Here is an 18,056-nt window from a genome sequence, read left to right on the forward strand (position 1 = left end):
GGAATGCCTTTCACTTCGTGAATTCACCCCGCACTGAAGTGAGGGCCCGTGAACCCCCCGGAAAGCAGCACAGAAAGGGACATAGATGCGCAGTCCAACGCTGATCGCACTCGGTTCCGAACTACGCCGTTACCGCCTCGCCGCCGACAACATGACCCAGGGCCACCTCGCCAAGCTGATCAACTACTCGGAAGGGATGATCAGCAACGTCGAGACCGCCCAGAAGGTCCCGCGCCGCGACTTCGTCGAGCGCTGCGACAAGGCCCTCAAGACCGGCGGCGCCCTCCTGGTCCTCCACGGCCTCCTCAAACACGAGACCCACCCGGTCCAATCGTTCGCCCGCTACATCGAAGCCGAGCGCGAAGCCTCCGGGATCCACATGTGGGACGTCGTCGTGATCCCGGGCATCTTCCAGACCCCTGAGTACGCCCGCGCACTGCTCACCGCCGGACGCCCCGCCGCCCGACCAGAGGTCATCGACGAGCTGGTCACCGCCCGGATGGAACGCCAGGAAATCCTGACCAGAGACAAGCCGCCCGTGGTGTGGGCGATCATCGACGAGTCCGTTCTCCATCGCGAGATCGGAGACAAGGAAACGCAGGGCGCACAGTTCGACAGACTGATCGAGCTGGCGCAGCGACCTGGAATCAACGTCCAGGTCATCCCCCACTCCGCAGGCGCGCACGCGGGGCTGACCTCTAGCTTCAAAATACTGAGCTTCGACGAAGCTCCCGACATCGCTTACAGTGAAGATCCAGCAACCGGACATCTCCACGAAAAACCGGAGCTAGTCAAAGCCCTCTCGCAGACGTACGAAGCACTCCGCGTCGTCGCTTTGCCTGTCTCCGCTTCCTTGGAGCTCATCCGGCGGATTCGGGAGGAATCATGAACCTCGACGCCGCAAACTGGCGGAAGTCCAGCCTCTCCGGAGCCAACGGCGGCGATTGCGTCGAAGTCGCCGTCGTCACCTCCCGAGCCTGACCGCGAGGCCGCGCGTTCGCCTGGCCTTGAAGCGTGCCGTGAGGTGGGCCGTTACGGAGGCCGCCAGGAGCGCGGTGAGGGTGGCCAGGAGCGGGTTGACGAAGGCGGGGACCGTGTCGGTGCCGCAGGAGGTGTCGTGCAGGGGCAGCAGGCTCCGTCCGCCGCCGTGTCTCATCGCCTCACCTGACGGCTCGAAGCGGCACACTCGGTCCTTGACGTCGGCCATCCCGTCGTCCAAGTGGCTCAGCCCGTACCCGTAGGTCGCCACCACGGCCAGGAGCACGGCCCACGACGACCGGCCCCACGTCAGCGCCGCCCTCGGTCCCGATGACAGGCCCGATCTGACGGCCGCGACCGCCATCAGGCAGGCGGCGGAGGTGGCCAGAGGCCATCCGATGGCCAGGGAGAGCGCGGCGATGAGGGCCGGTAGCAGCACGAACTTCGGCGCGGTCACGGCCAGGAGCAGCAGCCCGCCACCCAGTACGGCGGCCCCCCACCATCCGGCCCGGCGCAGCGCACCGGCGCGGGCCGTCGACCGCACCTGCACGGCGAACAGCGTGACCAGCAGGCTCGGCGCACCGACCAGGAGCAGCGTGTTGAACGCGCCCTCACCGTACGCGGCGAAGGCCAGCGCCGTCCCGACGGCGGCGGTGACCGCGGCGGCCACCGCCTGCTTGGTCGCGATTCCCATGAGTGGATCATCGCACCGTGCCTCCGTTGTGGACGGCCGCCCGGTCAGCGGGCCGCGGCGAGGAGGTGGCGTCGCGTTGCCGTGAGCTTGCGGGGATCGGTCACCGTGTGGAGGGTGCGGACGCGGGTCTGGTCGATGTCCAGGACGGTGACGCCGAGCAGCGCGTCGGCCCGTACGAAGAGCAGGGCGGGGGCGGCGTTGGCCTCGGTGACGAGTGTCCGTGGCGCGAAGCGGGCGAGTGCCGTTCCGGCCAGCCGGCCGACCTCGTCCCGGCCGCGTACCCGCCGCCGGACGGACGGGCCGGCGTCCACCCACGCGGTGACGTCGGCGGTCAGGAGGTCCTCCAGCGCCACCAGGTCACCGGACCGGGCCGCGGCGATGAACCGCTCGGCGAGGCGGCGGGCCTGGTCGTCCGGGGCGGCGAAGCGGGGGCGCCCGTCGCCGATCCGGCGGCGGGCACGGCTGTGGACCTGGCGGCAGTTGCCCGCGGACGTCGAAACGAGGGCGGCGATGTCCTCGTACGGGTAACCGAACGCCTCGCGCAGGACGAAGACGGCGCGTTCGACCGCGGTCAGGCGTTCGAGGAGGACGAGCAGCGCGAGGGATACGGATTCGCGCTGTTCGGCGGTTTCCAGGGGGCCGAGGGCGCCGTGTCCGGTGAGCACGGGTTCCGGCAGCCATGCTCCGGTTCGTTCGTGCCGGACGCGGGCCGAGGCCAGGTGATTCAGGCAGAGGTTGGTGACGACCTTGGTCAGCCAGGTGCCGGGAGTTTCGATCGCCTGCTGGTCGGCGGCGTGCCAGCGCAGGAACGTCTCCTGGACGATGTCCTCCGCGTCGGCCGCCGATCCCAGGAGCCGGTACGCGAGCCCGAACAGCCGGCCCCGCTCGCCGCCGAAGAAATCCCCGATCGTTGTCACAGAACGCCCCTCTGTCTTGTCTCCACTGGCGTCCACGGCCCAGCGGACCGACCAGAGGGAGCGCGATGACATCGAAGGCAGAGATCGTTCACCGATTCTACGAGGACATGCTCAACCAGCAGCGGCCGGAACTGGCCGAGGAGCTCATCACGCCGGACATGACCACTCACGATCCGGACGCGCCTCGCGGGCCTGCGGCCGTACGGCGGGTGGATGAGTTCATGCGCGCGGGGTTCTCGGACCTGCACTACCAGGTCGAGGAGGTGATCAGCGAAGGGAGCAAGGCGGCCGTGCGCTGGACGATGACCGGCACGCACGACGGCGACTTCTTCGGCATCCCGCCGACCGGCCGGGAGATCGAGATCAGCGGCAACGTGATCTTCGGCTTCGAGGGTGACCGGGTCGGCGAGATCTGGGCCGTGGTCGACGTGAACCGCCTGAAGCGGCAGATCGGGGCGGCCCCGTCCTCCTGAGCTCGGCCCCGGGGGCCGACGCCGTACGGAAGGCTCCGTGAAGGACCGCGATCCGCCGGGTGCGGCGGATCGGTCCTGCGGTCGTCGAGCGTTCCGTACGCGCCCGCTCCGCCCCTCCCGGAGCGGCCTTCGGGTGGTCGGCGGCTCCGCGCGGCGCGCCTGTCGATTCCCTGCGGAACCCGGTTCACGGGTTCGGGGAAAAGCGGGTGACAGCGCACTCCGCGCACGGCCGGAACACCGGCCACAAGAGACAGGAGCCGTATGACTGTGACGACCCGACAGGGCGTGAACGACGCCGCTGTGATCGAGCAGTCCTGGCAAGAGCCCGGGGTGTTCGCCGCGCTCTACGAGCGGCACGCCCCTCACATCAGCCGGTACGTCGCCCGCAGGCTGGGGGACGGCATGGCGGACGACGTCACCGCCGAGACGTTCTACCGGGCGTTCGAGAAACGCCGACATTACGACCTCGGACGGCCGGACGCCAGACCCTGGCTGTACGGGATCGCCGCGAACGTGATGGCGCAGTACCACCGCAAGGAGACGCGGATGCTGCGGGCGTTCGCGCGCAGCGGCGCGGATCCCGTGGCGCAGACCTACGGCGGCCAACTGGACGGCGCCGACGACCGGGTCATGGCGACCGGGATGCACCAGTCGCTCGCGGCGGCCCTGGCCGGTCTCAGCCGGGCCCACCGGGAGGTCCTGCTGCTGATCGCCTGGGCCGACCTGTCCTACGAGGAGACCGCCCAGGCGCTGGGCGTCTCCGTGGGGACGGTGCGGTCGCGGCTGCATCGGGCTCGAAAGAAGATCCGCGCCGCTCTCGGCGACGGGAACCCCATGTTCGTCTCGGATGAAGGCTGAGGTACCGACCGTGAACGAGCTCGACCTGATGCGCACGATGCGCACCGACGCTCCGATCCCCTCCCAGCAGCGACTGGACGCCGGCCGGGAGCGGCTCCTCCAGGCCATCGACGGCTCGCCCGGAGCCCGGCGTCCCGTACGGGCGGGCCGGCGTTCCAGGGGTGTACGGACCATGGTCCTCGCCGCCGGTGGAGTGGCCGCCGTCGCCGCCGGGGTGACGGTGGTCTCGCAGACGGGCGGCTCCCCCGTGACGGTGCACGGCTCCCCCGCCGCCGTGTCGGCCAGGTACGACAACCCGCTGGTGGAACGCGCGGCCTTCGGCTGGCTGCCCTCCGGCATGCGCGCCAACGGTTACGTCGCCGACCATCAGACGGACGACTTCTTCCAGGTCGTCGCGCAGAAGACCGGGAGGAGCGGGGGCATCGTGACCCTCACCGCGTACGCGGGCGGCAAGGAGCCCTTCCTGGGGTACCTCCCGGGAGGAATCCCGGCCAAACGGATCCCCGCCCCGTCCGTCAACGGCCACTCCGCCTACTGGATCTTCAAGCCGGACCCGTCCGGGCAGTCGCAGTTCTCGCTGCGCTGGCAGCCGGCCCCGAACCGCTGGGCCCAGCTGGAGGGCGACGCCCTGCCCGGGAACGCCGCCGAGCTGGCCAGGACGGCCCACCGGATCGCCGCGTCCGCGAAGTTCGGCGGCACCCGGCCGATCGCGATGCCCCTGCACGTCGGCGGCGTGCCCGCCGGGCTGACGCCGAAGCGCACGGTGCTGAACAACGGCGCGTTCGATGAGGTCGGCGCGAGCCTGGGCTTCATCGTGGACGGGCCGTCATCGGATCTGGAGATCGGCGTCCACAAGTCGGACGGCACGGTCGGTACCGGCGTCCCCGGCGGGCCCGGCAAGCCCGGGCGCGGACTGCCTCGTCCCAACACGAAGCTGGACGGGTACCCCGCGTACGTGGCACCGACGGTCCTGTACGCCTACGGCGTCAACGGCTTCAACGTCCAGATTCACGCGTCCGGGTCGATCCTGGCGAAGCTCAACAAGACCGGCGGAGTCACCGGCCTGTTCCACCGGCTGAAGGTTCTCGGCGCCGACCCGTCGAACTGGACCCCGACCCCCGTCAACTGACTCCCGGCGCCGGTACCCCCCCGTACGGGCGGTACCGGCGCCGTCCCCCGATGGGGCCCGTCTCATCGCGTGTGCCGCGCGATCCAGTCCAGGATCCGGTCCGGTTCGCGCTGGAAGTGCAGGTAGCCGTCCCATCGCCGGGTGGTCCCGTGGATCCAGAACAGCTCCTTCGGCAGGTCGTCCCGGTCGGGGAGGGCGTCGAAGATCGCTTGCACGTCGGCCGGCCGGGTCCTCGGGTCGTCGTGGACCTGGTAGACGAGCGTCGGCGTCCGGACGCTGCGCGCGGCGTTCGCGGGGGACATGGCGTCGATGGCGAAGCCGGTGCGCAGCCTGATCCGCCGGTCGAGCTCGTCGATCCACTCGACGGGGACGCCCTGCCGCTCCAGTCCGCGTTCGAGGACCGCGCGGGCGGACAGCGGCTGGCAGGCGACGAGGCACCGCACGTCCTCGAACTCCCGTGGCGCCCGCTCCATCGCGAACAGGGTGGCGTTGGCCCCGAGGCACCGGCTGAACAGCGCGATCCTCGCGTCCCGCAGCTCCGGGCGGGAGCGCACGTACCGCAGGGAGCCGATGACGTCACGGGACTCGAAGATGCCGCCCGTCGTCAGTCCGCCGTCGGCGGCGCCGCTGCGGCCGAAGTTGCGCAGGTCGTAGGCGAGGACGTGGTGGCCGGCGGCGTGCAGGAGCGCGATGTCCGGGACAAGGTCGACCTCGATGTCGTTGCCGGTGTCGGCGAACATCGAGCGCCAGGGTTCGCGGTGGGACGGAAGCCCGGAGCGGCTGAACCACCGGGGATGGTTGACGATCACGACGGTGTCCGAGCCCTCGGCCGGGACGAACCATCCCTCCAGCGGCGTGCCGTCCTCGGAGGGGAAGGTGACGTCCTCGAACCGCAGCCCGTGCTCGGCCGGGCTGCCCAGGACGGGCGACCGCTGTGACGTGCTGAAGCCGGCGGCGATTCGGGTGAACAACGCGTCGAGCCGTTCGTCGGGACGATCGGCGACGGCGTGCGCGGTCTCGGGCCGTTCGGTCATGCGGAACACCTCCGGTGACGGGCCGGACGCGCCGGCCCGTCGCGTCGTCTCGGGGTCAGGCGGCCTGCACGGCGGGCTTGAGGACGTCCTCGCACCACTGCCGGAACGTCGTCGGGGTGTCGATCGCGTGCCGCGGCGTGCGGGTGACCCCGTTCGCCAGGCCGTCGTCCATGGCGATCGCCATGTCCATGGCGCTCTGGGCCATCGCGTCGGACATGCCGAAGCCGATGAGCTGGTCCTTGAACGACTGGGCGGGGACCTGCTGGTACTTCACCGAGGTTCCGAGCACCTCGGAGATGACGGCGGTCATGTCGTCGTACGACAGGTCCTCGGGACCGAGCAGCGGGACCTCCTCGCTGCCGGTCCACGAGGTGTCGAGCAGCAGCCGGGCGGCGACGGCGGCGATGTCGCGGGTGGCGACGGTCGGCATCCTGCGGCCGGGCGAGACGGCGTCGAAGAGCATGCCCTGCCCCTTGATCACCCGGACCTGCCGGAGCACGTTGTCCATGAACGGAGCCGCGGCCAGGGCACGGAACGCCACGCCGGTGCCGGCGATCAGGTCGTCCATGGCCAGGGACGCGGTCACGTGCCCGGCCCGGCCGGCGTACGGGGTGCCGCGGCCCACGGAGCTGACGTCGACGACGCGCTTGACGCCCCGGTCGCGCATGGCCTCGGCCGCGGGGCGGGTGAAGCCGACGTAGGCGTCCTCGGGGCTCGCGGCACGGGGGTCGGTCGGCAGCAGCCAGAACACCGCGTCGGCGCCGTCGAACCCGCGGGCGAGGACCTCCGGATCGCCGTGCGAACCCTGGACGACCTCGGCCCGGTCACGGACGTCGGCGGACAGCTTGGCGGGGTCCCGCACGATGACGCGGACCGGCTGGTCACCGCCGAGGACGTTCGCGAGGACCTGGCCGCCGATCTGCCCGGTGGGGGCGGTAATGACGATCATTGCTTCTCTCCAGCACACTGGGGTGAGTGACGAGCTAAATAAACTGTACCGTACCGTTTACTTTTTGAGGGCGGATGAGCCGAGCAAATGAACCGCAGCGGCGCGGCGAGGCCCTGCGCCGCCACATCCTGCTGGTGGCCAAGGACGTGTTCCTCGAGACCGGCTACGAACGGGCGTCGATGGACGCCGTCGCGGCGCGCGCCGGCACGTCGAAGCGGTCGCTGTACGCGCACTTCGAGAGCAAGGACAAGCTGTTCCTCGCGGTCCTGGACCTGATCCGTGAGCTGTACCTGGGCAGGGTGAAGACCCCGGACGCGTACGCCGAGGACCCCGCCGAGGCGGTGGCGCTGTTCTGCGGCCGGTTCCTGCAGCTGATGGTCTGGGAGGCGCAGGTACGGACCTGCCGGCTGAGCATCACCGAGGCCGAGCGGCTGCCGGGCACTTCGAACGCCTACTTCGACGCCATCTTCGCCAGCACCCACGAGCGGCTGACCGCGTACCTGGTCCAGCGGTTCGGAATGGGGGACGCGGACGGCTCCGCACTCGCGGAGGAGCTGATCGGCCGCACCGTGCTACCGCGGCTGTTCCGCACCCTGCTCAACGTCGACGACGTGATCAAGGACATGCCCGACGAGGCGAACCTCGCCGACGACGTCGACCTGACCGCCATCCGCCGCCTGGTCGCCACCGCGCTGCCCGCCTGAACAGCGCCGAGGACCTCGGTGTCGTACGAGATCCTCGGCGCTCATCGCCGGTCGTCGACGACGCGGAGGAAGCGCGTGCCCCACTCGCGGACGAACGCGGTCAGCTCGGGCGGGCCGACGATCTCGAAGTCGGCGCCGATCGCGCCGAGCAGCATCGTCGGCCACTCCAGGCCGTCGACGGTCATCAGCAGCCGGCACCGCTCGTCGTCGACCTCCTCGACCGTCCCCCAGCGCGAGACGACAGGGCGGACGCTCGCCGCCGGGGCGTGGACGAGCACCTCCACGTCGTACGCCGCGGGCATGCTGCTGATGCCCGCCCGTACGAAGTCGGCGGCGTCCTCGGCGGGCAGGTCGCGGGGGCGGAAGCGCTCGCCCGTGCTGCCCGGGTCGGCCAGGCGGTCGAGCCGGAAGCTGCGCCAGTCGTGGCGGGTCAGGTCGTACGCGACGAGGTACCAGCGGCGGCCGAGGGAGACGAGCCGGTGCGGCTCGACGTGGCGGGCGGTCAGCTCGCCGTCCCGCGCCCGGTAGGAGAACCGCAGCCGCTCCTCGTCGCGGCAGGCCTGGGCGACGGCGGTCAGCACGTCCGCGTCGATCGTCGGGCCGGCGCCCCAGGCGGCGGGGACCGTGACCGTGCGGAGCGCGTCGATGCGGCGGCGCAGGCGGGGCGGCATCACCTGGATCACCTTGGTCAGCGCCCGTACGGCCGACTCCTCGATCCCGGCGACGGCGCCCTGCGCGGCCATCCGCAGGCCGATGGCGAGGGCGACGGCCTCCTCGTCGTCGACCACGAGCGGGGGCAGCGCGGCGCCGGGCGCCAGCTGGTAGCCGCCGTCCACGCCGCGGTGCGCGACGACCGGATAGCCCAGCTCCCTCAGCCGGTCGACGTCGCGGCGGAGCGTCCGGGGCGAGACGCCGAGGCGATCGGAGAGCTCGCGGCCGGGCCAGTAGCGGTGGGTCTGCAGGAGGGACAGCAGCCGGAGGATGCGTGAGCTGGTGTTCGCCATGTCTCCAGGGTCCCGGTCATTGAGGTCAGGAAGTGGCCGTTATGGAGCCTAACGTCGGTTCCAACGACCTCGTTCCACGGGAGATGGTGTTGACCGAAATCCTCGAATCCCCCATCGCGGCCGGTGAGCGGACCGCCGCGCCGTACCGCCTGCGGTGGCTCGCCTTCTCCGCCGTCCTGGCCTCGAGCGTGATGGACCTGCTGGACAGCACGGTGATCAACACGGCCGCGCCGGCGATCCGTGCGAGCCTCGGCGGCTCGTACGCGACGCTGCAGTGGATGGCGGCCGGGTACACCATGGCGCTCGCGGTGGTCCTGCTCATCGGCGGGCGGCTCGGCGACATGTTCGGTCGGAAGCGGATGCTGCTGGTCGGCGTCGCCGGCTTCACGGTCGCGTCGGTGGCCTGCGCCGCCGCGATCACGCCGACCATGCTGATCGTCTCGCGGGTGCTGCAGGGCGCGTTCGGGGCGGTGATGCTGCCGCAGGGGTTCGGGCTGATCCGGGACCTGTTCCCGCCCGCGGAGATGAAGAAGGCGTGGACCGCGTTCGGCCCGGTGATGGGGCTGTCGGCGGTGCTCGGCCCGATCATCGGCGGCACGCTCATCCACGCCGACCTGTTCGGCACCGGCTGGCGGATGATCTTCCTGGTCAACGTGCCGATCGGCGCGTTCGCGCTGACCGTCGCGGCGCGGTTCCTCCCGGCGACGCCGCCCGCCGTGCGCTCGGCCCGCCTCGACCTGCCCGGTGTCGCGCTCGCCGCGTCCGGCATCTTCATGCTCATCTTCCCGCTGGTCCAGGGGCGTGAGCTGGGCTGGCCGTCCTGGGCGATCGCGCTCCTGGTCGCCTCCGTTCCCGTGCTCGCGCTGTTCGCGGCCTCCCAGGTCCGCCGCAAGCGGGCCGGGGCGACGCCGCTGGTCGAGACCGGCGTGTTCGCCCGGCGCTCGTACGCCTCCGGCGTCCTGTTCGCGATCGCCTTCACCTGCGCCATGGGCGGCACGCTGCTCACGCTGGGCGTCTTCATGCAGGTCGGCCTCGGGTACAGCCCGCTGCGCGCCGGGCTCACGACGGCGCCCTGGGCGTTCGGCGCGATGATCGGGTCGGCGGTCAGCGGCATGCTCATGATCAAGCTCGGCCGCCGGCTCCTGCACCTCGGGCTGGCCGGCATGGGCGCGGGCCTGGCCGTCCTCTACGCCGTGTTCGAGTACGCCGGGCCCGGTCTCACCAGCCTCGACTTCGTCGCCCCGCTGCTCATCGGCGGGACCGGGATGGGCATGATCTTCGTGCCGATGTTCGACATCATCCTCGGCGAGGTCGCCGACCACGAGGTCGGCTCGGCGTCCAGCACCCTCCAGGCGATCCAGCAGCTCGGCATGTCGCTCGGCGTCGCGGTGATCGGCACGGTGTTCTTCGGGCTCCTCGGCGCGCAGGCGCACCACAACTTCGACGCGACGGCCGCGCCCCGGCTGCGCGCGGAGCTCACCCGGGCCGGAGTGCCCGCCCCGGCCCGGGCCGGGATCCTCGCCGGTGTCCGGACGTGCGTGCACGACCGGGAGAGCGAGAAGGACCCGGACGTCGTGCCCGCCAGCTGCCGCGCCACCGGCTCCGCCTCGGCCGCGGTCGTCAGGGCCGTCACGACGGCCGGCCTGGACACCCACCGGCGGGACTCGCTCGACGCCGCGAAGACCACGGCACTCGTCACGATCGGGCTGATCGTGCTGGCGTTCGGGCTCGGCTTCCTGCTTCCGAGGACGGCCCGCCCGGAGACCGCCCCGGCCTGATCCCGTGATGTTCCGTGCCCCCGGCCGACCGGCCGGGGGCACGGGCGTCTCAGGCGAGTCGACGTCTCAGACGAACCGGGTCTCTCAGGCGAGCCAGCCGTCGCCGAAGTCCTCGCAGGCGTTCACCAGGGCCTCCTCCGTACGGGCGCGGATCGTGATCCAGGATCGCGCGTCCTCCCGCAGGAGCACGTCCGGGCCCGCGAACCAGCGCGTGCCGGGCAGCTGTCCCGACGGGTACTCCGGCAACGGGAGGCGGGTGTAGCGCTCCAGCACCTCGAGGTCGTCCTCGTCGGCCTCGCGGTAGTCGGCGAGCTCCTCGGCGGCGTGCAGCGACTCCGACAGCACGATCTCGGCGCAGGCCAGCGAGAACGAGTCGAGCCACGGCTCCCAGCGCTCGGTGTCCTCGTCCTCCAGGTCGGGCCGGATGCACACGGCGGGGTCCGGGCCGTCGAGCCGGACGCCCCAGCGCGCCGCGCCCTGGTCCTCCTCGCGGAACACCAGCAGGCCGTCGTGGGCGTACAGCTGCTTCGGCTCGAGCAGTTCGTCCTGGTTGGCGGTCAGGTCCGTGCGCCGGCCGAACAGCGCGTACGCCTCGCGCACCGCGACCGGCAGCGTGATCCCGAGCCGGGTCTCGACCGCGTCCAGGGCGGCGTCGTCCCAGCCGTCCGCGTCCGTGAGCGGGGTCGCCCACGCCGCCGCGAACCCCCGGATGAACCGCCAGGCGCCCGCCCGGTCCACGGCTCCGGCCAGCTCCGTACGTACCTCGAACGCATCGACCATGCCGCGCACCGTACCCGAGCGGTACGGCACCGGCGGGGCGAAGAGATGACGATCCGGTCGCGATGGCGGAGATCATGATCCGGCGCTTCCGGACGCAACCCGGGCCCGCCCTTCGGGAGAGAGGGGACGTCAGCGGAATCGAAGACGGGAAGTGACGAATGAAGGGACACGGCGGCCCATGGCCACGCCGAGACCGGTGAGCCGGCCGCAGGAGGCGGCCGGCGATCCGGCGCTCGTCGCGGCCTCCCTGGAGGACCCCGAGTCGTTCGGCGAGCTGTTCCGCCGGCACGCGCCACGACTCCACGCCTACGTCAAACGGCGTCTCGGGCCCACCCTGGCCGACGACGTCGTGTCGGAGACGTTCGCCGTCGCGTTCCGGCGCCGGGAGAGATTCGACGGGCGCGCGGAGGTCGGCGCGTGGCTGTGGGGCATCGCCAGCAAGCTCATCGCCCGCCACCATCGGCAGGAGACCCGCATGTACCGGGCGTTCGCCCGGACCGGGGTGGACCCCGCCGAGGACGGCGTGGCCGAGTCGGCCGACGACCGCATGGCGGCCGCGGCGCTCGGTCCGCACCTGGCCAAGGCGCTCGCCACGCTGAGCGCCCAGGACCGTAACGCCCTCCTGCTGCTCGCCTGGGGCGAGCTGTCGTACGCCGAGATCGCGGCGACGCTGGACCTGCCCCTCGGCACCGTCAAGGCCAAGATCCACCGAGCTCGGAAGAAGCTGCGCAAGGCCCTCCCGGAGGCGAAGAACGATGGATGAACTCGACGCACTGCGGCAGATGCGGACGACGCTGGCCCGGGAGGAGAACCCCGACCGGCTCGCCCTGCGCACCAACTGGCGCTCCGCGCCCGCGCCCCGCCCGCGCGCCCGCCGCCGGCTCGCGGTGCCGCTGATGGGCGTGGTCGCGGCCGGGACGGTCGCCGCGGGATCCGTGGCCGTCCTGTCCGGCCACTCGGATCCGCGCCCTCCGGGCCGTTCGGTCCCGCTCCGTACGGGCGGCGACGGGAACGTCCTGCTCGCCGCCGCGACCAGCGCGGAGAAGACGGCGCAGACCGGCGCGTACTGGCACACCAGGCGCATCGACGGAACGATCTACGGGGTCGGCAAGACCAGGGCGGACCACTACATGGTCGAGTCGCGGCAGCAGTACGACAGCTGGGTCGGACGCGACGGCAGGGAGACCAGGAAATACACCGACCTGCCCGCCCGCCCGTGGACCGCCCAGGACACGGCGAAATGGCGGAAGGCGGGCTCCCCGATGACGGTCGACGTTCCGAGCGGCGATCCCGGAGTGGTGGGGACGCTGTTCCTGAACCCGAAGTCCCCCGTGGGGGCGCCGCATCCGCGACCCGTGAAGGGCCAGGTCCGGCGGTTCTACGGCATGACGTCCGCGCAGATCGCCGAGCTGCCCACCGAGCCGAAGGCGCTGGAGAAGAGGCTGCTCGCCCTGCGCGACAACTGGCACGCGTACTCCTCGACCGCGGTCACGGAACGGCTCGGCGCCCTGCGGGGCGAGGAGCGCGTCCGTGCGCTGAGCGACGTGGCCGGAGACCTGCTGGCCGACGCCCCCACCCCGCCGAAGGTACGGGCGGCGGCGTTCCGGATGCTCGCCACGCTGCCCGGTGTACGGGCCGGCGGCACCGCGGCCGATCCCCTGGGCCGCACGGGAACGGTGATCTCCCTGCCGCTGGAGACGACGGTCCCCCTCGGCATCTACACCGCGCCCAAACAGCTCGGCACGTACCGGCGTCAGTGGATCATCGATCCCGGCACCGGCACCCTCCTGGCCGTACGCGATCTCGTGGCGACGCCGCCGCACGGCAGCCGGAGACTTCCGCCGGGCGACGACGGCAGGCCCCGCACCCTGCGCGTCCAGGACATGCCCGACCGTTTCCACCGGCCCGGTGAGGTCTCCTCGTACGAGGTGTACGCGGTCGCCGAGTGGACGAACGCGAAGCCGGGCACGCCGGCTCCCCGATGAGTCCTCCGGAGGGGGCCCGTCGGAGGCCACAAACGGCCTCCCTCTTGCGTCAGGGGATCACAGCCGGGTGATCATCGCATTCTGATCGCCGCGCTTGCCTCCGCCGGCGACATCGTCCGTCCTGACGGTTCCGTTGGAAGGGAGTCCGCCGATGACGAGAGGTCGCAGGATCAGGATGCGTCACGTGGCCGCTGCGGCAACCCTCACCGTCGCGGCGGCCGGTGCCGCCGGTTCCGCGTCCGCCGCCGGGCGGCCGGCCGCATCACCGTGGTTCACGTCCTGGGCTCAGTCCCAGCAGGACCTCGCCGCGAAGACGCTGGCCGACCAGTCCGTACGGATGATCACTCACGTGAGTCAGGGCGGGGGCGCCCTGCGCATTCGCGTACAGAACACCTTCGGCAAGGACCCTCTCACGATCGACGCCACGACCGTGGGGCGGAGCGGGAACGGGGCGGCGATCACCGGTGCCACCGTGCCGGTCACCTTCCAGGGGCGACGAAGGGTCACCATCCCGGCGGGCGGGGAGGTGTGGAGCGACGCCGCCGGTCTGAGGACCGGGCCGCAGGACGACGTCGCCGTCAGCATGTTCGTCGCCGGCACGGCCGTGCCCGGGGAGCATGTCACCGGGATGCGCGAGAACTACCTGACCCCCGCGGGCGCGGCCGACCATACCGCCGACCTTTCCGGCGACGCGTACACGCAGACCGTGACCTCCACGTACCTCGTCAGCGCGGTCGACGTCCGTAACCCGGCGGTGAAGGGGACGATCGTGCCGTTCGGGAGTTCGGTCGTCGATGGCGTCGGCAGCGACAACTGCGGGCCGGGCTGCAGCCAACCGGGCAACAACCGCCGTTGGACGGACGACCTGGCGCGGCGCATCACCCACGAGCTTCCGTCGAATCGGCAGCTCGCGGTCGCGAACGCGGGCATCAGCGGCACCACGAGTTCGGCGGCGTGCCCGAACATCCCCGCAGCGGACGTCGGCCTGGACGCACTCGCCCGCCTGGACCGCGACGTGCTCGCCCTGCACGGGGTGACCGGCGTCATCTACTACTACGGGACGAACGACCTCGCCGACGGGTGCGCATCCGCACCGATCCTGGACAGCTACCGCAAGGTCTTCGAGCGCCTGCGCGCCGCCGGGATCAAGGTGTACGTCACTCCGATCACCCCGCGTCCGGGGTACGGCGACCAGAACAACCGCGATCGTTACACCGTCGGCACGTTCGTCAAGCAATGGGGGAACTGCGCGGGCACGTGCGACGGAGTGGTCGACTTCGACCAGGTGCTCAAGGATCCGCTGAAGCCCAACAGCATCAACCTCGCGTACGACAACGGTGACGGCATCCACGCGAACATGGCCGGGCAGCAGGCCCTCGCCGACTACATCTCGCTGCCGATGCTCGCCGCCTCGATCCCGAAACGCCGCTGAAGCCCTGTCCCTGGAAGGGCCCCTCACCTGGAGAGATCCCGTGTTTCCGGCCGTCCGCAGCGGGAAGCCCGGCGTCATGAACCATGCTGAGGCCCCCGTACTCGACGCCCTCGCCGCCTATCACCGAAACGGATACGTCCCCTTCACCCCGCCCGGCCACAAACAGGGAAGGGGGACCGACCCGAGGGTGAGCGCGGTCGTCGGCGACGCGGTCTTCCGCTCGGACGTGCTGGCGACCGCCGGGCTCGACGACCGGATGTCCTCCAACGGCGTGATCCAGCGGGCCCAGGAGCTCATGGCGGACGCGGTCGGGGCCGAGCACGCGTTCTTCTCCACCTGCGGCAGCTCCCTGTCGGTCAAGAGCGCCATGCTGTCGGTGGCCGGGCCGCACGAGAAGCTCCTCGTCGGCCGGGACGCGCACAAGGCCGTGGTCTCCGGCCTGATCCTGGCCGGGATCCGGCCGATCTGGGTCTGGCCGCAGTGGGACCCGGAGCTGCACCTGGCCCATCCGCCGTCGGCGGAGGGCTTCGACCGGCGCTTCGCCGAGCATCCGGACGCGCGCGGCGCCATCGTGACCAGCCCGACCCCGTACGGCACGTCGAGCGACCTGCGGGCCATCACGGAGGTGTGCCACCGGCACGGCCGGCCGCTCGTCGTCGACGAGGCGTGGGGCGCGCACCTGCCCTTCCATCCCGACCTGCCGACCTGGGCGATGAACGCGGGCGCCGACGTCTGCGTGGTCAGCGTGCACAAGATGGGCAGCGGCCTGGAGCAGAGCTCGGTGTTCCATCACCAGGGCGACCTGGTCGACCCGAACGTCCTGTCGGCCCGCGAGGACCTGCTCGGCACCACCAGCCCCAACGTCCTCATCTACGCCGCCCTCGACGGCTGGCGGCGGCAGATGGTCGAGCAGGGCCACGAGCTGCTGCAGGGCGCCATCGACCTGGTCACGGGCGTCCGGGCGGAGCTCGAGGAGATCGACGGCCTGCACGTGCACGCCGACGAGTTCCTCGGCCCGAACCGCGCCGCCGAGCGCGACCCGCTGCAGGTGATCATCGACATCGCCGGGCTCGGCACGACCGGGTACCGCGCGGCCGACTGGCTGCGGGAGCACCACCGCGTCAACCTGCACCTGTCCGACCACCGGCGGATCAGCGCCCAGTTCACCTACTCCGACGATCAGGAGACCGCGCGGACGCTCGTCACGGCGATCCGCGATCTCGTCGCCCACCTCGAACGCGGGGACGAGGCGCTGCTCACCTCGGCGACCGTGGCGGTCCCCGACCCGGAGGACCTCGAGCTCGACCAGGTGATCCTGCCCCGCGACGCGTTCTTCGGCCGCGTCGAGCAGGTCCCGATCGACCGGGCCGCGGGCCGGATCGCCGCCGAGATGATGACGCCGTACCCGCCGGGCATCCCGGCCATCCTGCCCGGCGAGCGCATGAACGAGGCCGTCATCGACTACCTGCGGACGGGGGTCGCCGCCGGCATGGTCGTGCCCGACGTCGCCGACAGCGAGCTGAAGAGCCTCCGGGTCGTGGCCGAGTGACCGGCCGGGAGGGGTCGGACGGCCCACAACGGGTATGGGATCGCTTCACAGGACGAAGACGGCGAACCTCGACGAGGAGACGCCGAGTCGATCCCCAGCGAACCGAACGGAGGTGAGCTGACATGTCGGCCACTCTGCACGGCCCCGGCACCCGGCGGACCACCGGGAACTCCTCGTTGGGCCGGCTCGTCAGCGACACGACCGCCGACCTGCAGAAGTTGATGCGTCAGGAGGTCGCGCTGGCGAAGGCGGAGATCCGCCAGGAGGCGAAGAAGGCCGGGGAGGCCGCCGGGCTGTTCGGCGGGGCCGGATTCGCGGGTTACATGACGGTGGTGATCGGATCGCTGGCCGCGATGTTCGGCCTCGCCCACGTGGTGGACATCGCCTGGGCCGCTCTGATCATCGCGGGCATCTGGGCGATCCTGGGCGCCATCATGGCCGCCCTGGGCCGCCAGCGGATGCGGCGGGTGTCGCCGCCGCACCGGACCGTCGAGACGCTCAAGGAGGACGCCCAGCTGATGCGGCGCAGCGCGAGTCACGCCAAGGCGATCGCCGCCGAGCCGATCTCCTCCGAGCCCGCCGAACTACTCGTACCGCACACCGAGCACAGCCGCCGGTAGGCCGCCGCGCCCCGGCGTGCCCCGCCACGGCGGGCACGGGGCATCGGCCGGTTCCGGCGGGCACGACGTCAGCGCCGTGTCCGCCGGGTCCGGGACGGTCTGGTCATGACGGGTGCGGGGGGCGCTGCTCGGGCGGACGGGGATCGCCCTTACCGGACCCGCGTCCTCCGCCCTTGCCGCCCTTGTCGGTGCCGTGCGGCTGCCCGGAGACGTTGCGTTCCTTCTCCGGATTCGTGTCCGTCGGGGATGTGCGCTCCGAGCGGCGCAGTTCGGGCTCCTGTGGTTTCGACATCGCCGATCTCCCTCCTGAGGCTGCTTCGGCGAAAAGCCGTACCCGCCCTTCCTCCCCCTGACGTGCCGGTTATTCGCTGTGGCGGCCGAATTTCGGGTTTCGGCTGTTTTCGCCGCCGACAGCGGGTACCAAGCCGGGAACGAATCGTACGGACGCGCGTCGAGAGGAGACCCGGCATGCCGGCACCCGAGCGGGGAGCGGCGGACGAGCGGGACGACCACCGGTTCGCCCCGATCCTGCGGGACGAAGACGAGAACCTCGCCACCGACGAGGACCGGGCCGACCGCGCGGCCGGGCCGTCCGAGGTGAGACACCGTCCGACGTGGAACTAGGACAGCTCCCAGCTCTCGATCTCGTCGTCGCTGAGCGGGATGACGCACCAGATGGCGTCCTGAAGGGTCGGGCAGATCAGCGCGACCTTGTCCACGCCGGTGATGCGGAACGGACGCTCGACGCAGGGCATGAGGTCGAAGTACGCGACCGGGACACCCCGCTCGCGGGAGAGCTTCTCGGCCGCGACAACAGCGTTCAGGCCGGCCGCGGAGAAGAACGGCACCCCGCTCATGTCCACCAGCAGTGGCCGGTCGGCCGACGCGACGAGCTCCATCAGACGCCCCCGGAACGTACGCCCGGTGAAGGCGTCGACCTCGCCACGCGGCATGGCGAGGGTGTAGTCCTCGCACTCCATCGCGAACATGTCCAGGGCAACGTCCATGGGACCTCCAGTCCGGAACACCGTGGGGCACCCGTGACCATCACAGCATCGCGCGATTACTGATCGTTTCCAAGAGGGTGACGGATACCAGGCACGGCGCGGCGCGTTAATGGAGCACCATGCCCGTTTTGCGGATACGCAAACACCTCACGAGGCGAGACATCA

21 protein-coding genes are annotated in these 18,056 nt (G+C 71.3%); 13 read left to right on the forward strand and 8 right to left on the reverse strand.

Features of this window, described 5'->3' with window-relative positions; all coding sequences use genetic code 11:
• Positions 1 to 85 precede the first annotated feature (85 nt).
• Positions 86 to 889: a helix-turn-helix domain-containing protein gene (locus NDW01_RS08800; RefSeq protein WP_252818615.1), complete on the forward strand. Its 804-nt coding sequence runs from the start codon at positions 86 to 88 to the stop codon at positions 887 to 889.
• Positions 886 to 981, forward strand: coding sequence for a DUF397 domain-containing protein (locus NDW01_RS44290; protein WP_406567703.1), 96 nt, complete (start codon positions 886 to 888; stop codon positions 979 to 981). The genes NDW01_RS08800 and NDW01_RS44290 overlap by 4 nt, the downstream gene beginning before the upstream one ends.
• On the opposite strand, the gene NDW01_RS08805 is transcribed toward NDW01_RS44290, so the two are convergent.
• The gene (locus tag NDW01_RS08805; RefSeq protein ID WP_252818617.1) at positions 965 to 1,672 is read right to left on the reverse strand and encodes a hypothetical protein; all 708 of its coding nucleotides are present in this window, start codon (positions 1,670 to 1,672) and stop codon (positions 965 to 967) included. The genes NDW01_RS44290 and NDW01_RS08805 overlap by 17 nt on opposite strands.
• Before the next feature lie 44 nt (positions 1,673 to 1,716).
• Positions 1,717 to 2,589: a sigma-70 family RNA polymerase sigma factor gene (locus tag NDW01_RS08810; RefSeq protein ID WP_252818619.1), complete on the reverse strand. Its 873-nt coding sequence runs from the start codon at positions 2,587 to 2,589 to the stop codon at positions 1,717 to 1,719.
• 65 nt (positions 2,590 to 2,654) lie between these two features.
• On the opposite strand from NDW01_RS08810, the gene NDW01_RS08815 reads away from it, so the two are divergent.
• The 3 genes from NDW01_RS08815 (at position 2,655) to NDW01_RS08825 (ending at position 5,049) form a co-directional block, all read left to right on the forward strand.
• The gene (locus NDW01_RS08815; protein WP_252818621.1) at positions 2,655 to 3,062 is read left to right on the forward strand and encodes an ester cyclase; all 408 of its coding nucleotides are present in this window, start codon (positions 2,655 to 2,657) and stop codon (positions 3,060 to 3,062) included.
• Positions 3,063 to 3,323: 261 nt separating this feature from the next.
• A complete protein-coding gene (locus NDW01_RS08820) occupies positions 3,324 to 3,920 on the forward strand; it encodes an RNA polymerase sigma factor (protein WP_252782332.1) in 597 nt (198 codons plus the stop codon).
• A complete protein-coding gene (locus tag NDW01_RS08825) occupies positions 3,910 to 5,049 on the forward strand; it encodes a hypothetical protein (protein WP_252818623.1) in 1,140 nt (379 codons plus the stop codon). Before NDW01_RS08820 ends, NDW01_RS08825 begins: the two co-directional genes overlap by 11 nt.
• Before the next feature lie 62 nt (positions 5,050 to 5,111).
• Here the strand turns inward: NDW01_RS08825 and NDW01_RS08830 are convergent, their stop codons facing one another.
• Both NDW01_RS08830 and NDW01_RS08835 read right to left on the reverse strand, forming a co-directional pair.
• Positions 5,112 to 6,083 carry an alpha/beta hydrolase family protein gene (locus NDW01_RS08830; RefSeq protein ID WP_252818625.1) on the reverse strand — a complete coding sequence of 324 codons (972 nt, stop codon included), beginning with the start codon at positions 6,081 to 6,083 and terminating at the stop codon, positions 5,112 to 5,114.
• A gap of 55 nt (positions 6,084 to 6,138) precedes the next feature.
• Positions 6,139 to 7,032, reverse strand: a complete 894-nt coding sequence (locus NDW01_RS08835) for an NAD(P)H-binding protein (protein ID WP_252818627.1) — start codon at positions 7,030 to 7,032, stop codon at positions 6,139 to 6,141.
• Positions 7,033 to 7,106: 74 nt separating this feature from the next.
• Here NDW01_RS08835 and NDW01_RS08840 point away from each other — a divergent pair, with 74 nt between their 5' ends.
• On the forward strand, positions 7,107 to 7,736 hold the full coding sequence (locus NDW01_RS08840; protein ID WP_252818629.1) for a TetR/AcrR family transcriptional regulator: 630 nt from the start codon (positions 7,107 to 7,109) through the stop codon (positions 7,734 to 7,736).
• A gap of 41 nt (positions 7,737 to 7,777) precedes the next feature.
• Here the strand turns inward: NDW01_RS08840 and NDW01_RS08845 are convergent, their stop codons facing one another.
• Positions 7,778 to 8,740, reverse strand: a complete 963-nt coding sequence (locus NDW01_RS08845; protein WP_252818631.1) for a helix-turn-helix transcriptional regulator — start codon at positions 8,738 to 8,740, stop codon at positions 7,778 to 7,780.
• Between the two features lie 89 nt (positions 8,741 to 8,829).
• Between NDW01_RS08845 and NDW01_RS08850 the strand changes: the two genes are divergently transcribed.
• Entirely contained in the window at positions 8,830 to 10,518 is a 1,689-nt protein-coding gene (locus NDW01_RS08850; RefSeq protein ID WP_252818632.1) for an MFS transporter, read from the forward strand.
• Positions 10,519 to 10,602: 84 nt separating this feature from the next.
• On the opposite strand, the gene NDW01_RS08855 is transcribed toward NDW01_RS08850, so the two are convergent.
• Positions 10,603 to 11,298, reverse strand: a complete 696-nt coding sequence (locus tag NDW01_RS08855; RefSeq protein WP_252818634.1) for a hypothetical protein — start codon at positions 11,296 to 11,298, stop codon at positions 10,603 to 10,605.
• A 178-nt stretch (positions 11,299 to 11,476) separates the two neighbouring features.
• Here NDW01_RS08855 and NDW01_RS08860 point away from each other — a divergent pair, with 178 nt between their 5' ends.
• The 5 genes from NDW01_RS08860 (at position 11,477) to NDW01_RS08880 (ending at position 16,884) form a co-directional block, all read left to right on the forward strand.
• The gene (locus NDW01_RS08860; RefSeq protein ID WP_252818636.1) at positions 11,477 to 12,061 is read left to right on the forward strand and encodes an RNA polymerase sigma factor; all 585 of its coding nucleotides are present in this window, start codon (positions 11,477 to 11,479) and stop codon (positions 12,059 to 12,061) included.
• Positions 12,054 to 13,283 (forward strand): CU044_5270 family protein, encoded by a 1,230-nt coding sequence (locus tag NDW01_RS08865; protein ID WP_252818638.1) that lies wholly within the window; start codon positions 12,054 to 12,056, stop codon positions 13,281 to 13,283. Before NDW01_RS08860 ends, NDW01_RS08865 begins: the two co-directional genes overlap by 8 nt.
• Positions 13,284 to 13,467: 184 nt before the next feature.
• Positions 13,468 to 14,715: a GDSL-type esterase/lipase family protein gene (locus tag NDW01_RS08870; RefSeq protein ID WP_252818640.1), complete on the forward strand. Its 1,248-nt coding sequence runs from the start codon at positions 13,468 to 13,470 to the stop codon at positions 14,713 to 14,715.
• 76 nt (positions 14,716 to 14,791) lie between these two features.
• Positions 14,792 to 16,264, forward strand: coding sequence for an aminotransferase class I/II-fold pyridoxal phosphate-dependent enzyme (locus NDW01_RS08875; RefSeq protein WP_252818642.1), 1,473 nt, complete (start codon positions 14,792 to 14,794; stop codon positions 16,262 to 16,264).
• A 122-nt stretch (positions 16,265 to 16,386) separates the two neighbouring features.
• Positions 16,387 to 16,884, forward strand: coding sequence for a phage holin family protein (locus NDW01_RS08880; RefSeq protein WP_252818645.1), 498 nt, complete (start codon positions 16,387 to 16,389; stop codon positions 16,882 to 16,884).
• Positions 16,885 to 16,987: 103 nt separating this feature from the next.
• Here NDW01_RS08880 and NDW01_RS08885 read toward each other — a convergent pair whose 3' ends face one another.
• Positions 16,988 to 17,176 (reverse strand): hypothetical protein, encoded by a 189-nt coding sequence (locus tag NDW01_RS08885; protein WP_252818647.1) that lies wholly within the window; start codon positions 17,174 to 17,176, stop codon positions 16,988 to 16,990.
• Between the two features lie 176 nt (positions 17,177 to 17,352).
• Between NDW01_RS08885 and NDW01_RS08890 the strand changes: the two genes are divergently transcribed.
• The gene (locus tag NDW01_RS08890) at positions 17,353 to 17,508 is read left to right on the forward strand and encodes a hypothetical protein (protein WP_252818649.1); all 156 of its coding nucleotides are present in this window, start codon (positions 17,353 to 17,355) and stop codon (positions 17,506 to 17,508) included.
• Here the strand turns inward: NDW01_RS08890 and NDW01_RS08895 are convergent.
• Positions 17,505 to 17,891, reverse strand: coding sequence for an STAS domain-containing protein (locus NDW01_RS08895; RefSeq protein WP_252818651.1), 387 nt, complete (start codon positions 17,889 to 17,891; stop codon positions 17,505 to 17,507). The two genes, NDW01_RS08890 and NDW01_RS08895, sit on opposite strands and share 4 nt — an antisense overlap.
• Between the last annotated feature and the right edge of the window lie 165 nt (positions 17,892 to 18,056).

Origin of the sequence: Actinoallomurus soli (assembly GCF_024055715.1) — a bacterium.
GTDB lineage: Bacteria > Actinomycetota > Actinomycetes > Streptosporangiales > Streptosporangiaceae > Actinoallomurus > Actinoallomurus soli.

What these genes read in the sequence shown, in the direction of transcription:
- NDW01_RS08845 (WP_252818631.1), bottom strand. Translation starts at nt 8,740, where the DNA reads ATGGCGAACACCAGCTCACGCATCCTCCGGCTGCTGTCCCTCCTGCAG.
- NDW01_RS08835 (WP_252818627.1), bottom strand. Translation starts at nt 7,032, where the DNA reads ATGATCGTCATTACCGCCCCCACCGGGCAGATCGGCGGCCAGGTCCTC.
- NDW01_RS08885 (WP_252818647.1), bottom strand. Translation starts at nt 17,176, where the DNA reads ATGTCGAAACCACAGGAGCCCGAACTGCGCCGCTCGGAGCGCACATCC.
- NDW01_RS44290 (WP_406567703.1), top strand. Translation starts at nt 886, where the DNA reads ATGAACCTCGACGCCGCAAACTGGCGGAAGTCCAGCCTCTCCGGAGCC.
- NDW01_RS08825 (WP_252818623.1), top strand. Translation starts at nt 3,910, where the DNA reads ATGAAGGCTGAGGTACCGACCGTGAACGAGCTCGACCTGATGCGCACG.
- NDW01_RS08875 (WP_252818642.1), top strand. Translation starts at nt 14,792, where the DNA reads ATGAACCATGCTGAGGCCCCCGTACTCGACGCCCTCGCCGCCTATCAC.
- NDW01_RS08805 (WP_252818617.1), bottom strand. Translation starts at nt 1,672, where the DNA reads ATGGGAATCGCGACCAAGCAGGCGGTGGCCGCCGCGGTCACCGCCGCC.
- NDW01_RS08895 (WP_252818651.1), bottom strand. Translation starts at nt 17,891, where the DNA reads ATGGACGTTGCCCTGGACATGTTCGCGATGGAGTGCGAGGACTACACC.
- NDW01_RS08860 (WP_252818636.1), top strand. Translation starts at nt 11,477, where the DNA reads ATGGCCACGCCGAGACCGGTGAGCCGGCCGCAGGAGGCGGCCGGCGAT.
- NDW01_RS08840 (WP_252818629.1), top strand. Translation starts at nt 7,107, where the DNA reads ATGAGCCGAGCAAATGAACCGCAGCGGCGCGGCGAGGCCCTGCGCCGC.
- NDW01_RS08880 (WP_252818645.1), top strand. Translation starts at nt 16,387, where the DNA reads ATGTCGGCCACTCTGCACGGCCCCGGCACCCGGCGGACCACCGGGAAC.
- NDW01_RS08855 (WP_252818634.1), bottom strand. Translation starts at nt 11,298, where the DNA reads ATGGTCGATGCGTTCGAGGTACGTACGGAGCTGGCCGGAGCCGTGGAC.
- NDW01_RS08800 (WP_252818615.1), top strand. Translation starts at nt 86, where the DNA reads ATGCGCAGTCCAACGCTGATCGCACTCGGTTCCGAACTACGCCGTTAC.
- NDW01_RS08830 (WP_252818625.1), bottom strand. Translation starts at nt 6,083, where the DNA reads ATGACCGAACGGCCCGAGACCGCGCACGCCGTCGCCGATCGTCCCGAC.
- NDW01_RS08820 (WP_252782332.1), top strand. Translation starts at nt 3,324, where the DNA reads ATGACTGTGACGACCCGACAGGGCGTGAACGACGCCGCTGTGATCGAG.
- NDW01_RS08865 (WP_252818638.1), top strand. Translation starts at nt 12,054, where the DNA reads ATGGATGAACTCGACGCACTGCGGCAGATGCGGACGACGCTGGCCCGG.
- NDW01_RS08815 (WP_252818621.1), top strand. Translation starts at nt 2,655, where the DNA reads ATGACATCGAAGGCAGAGATCGTTCACCGATTCTACGAGGACATGCTC.
- NDW01_RS08890 (WP_252818649.1), top strand. Translation starts at nt 17,353, where the DNA reads ATGCCGGCACCCGAGCGGGGAGCGGCGGACGAGCGGGACGACCACCGG.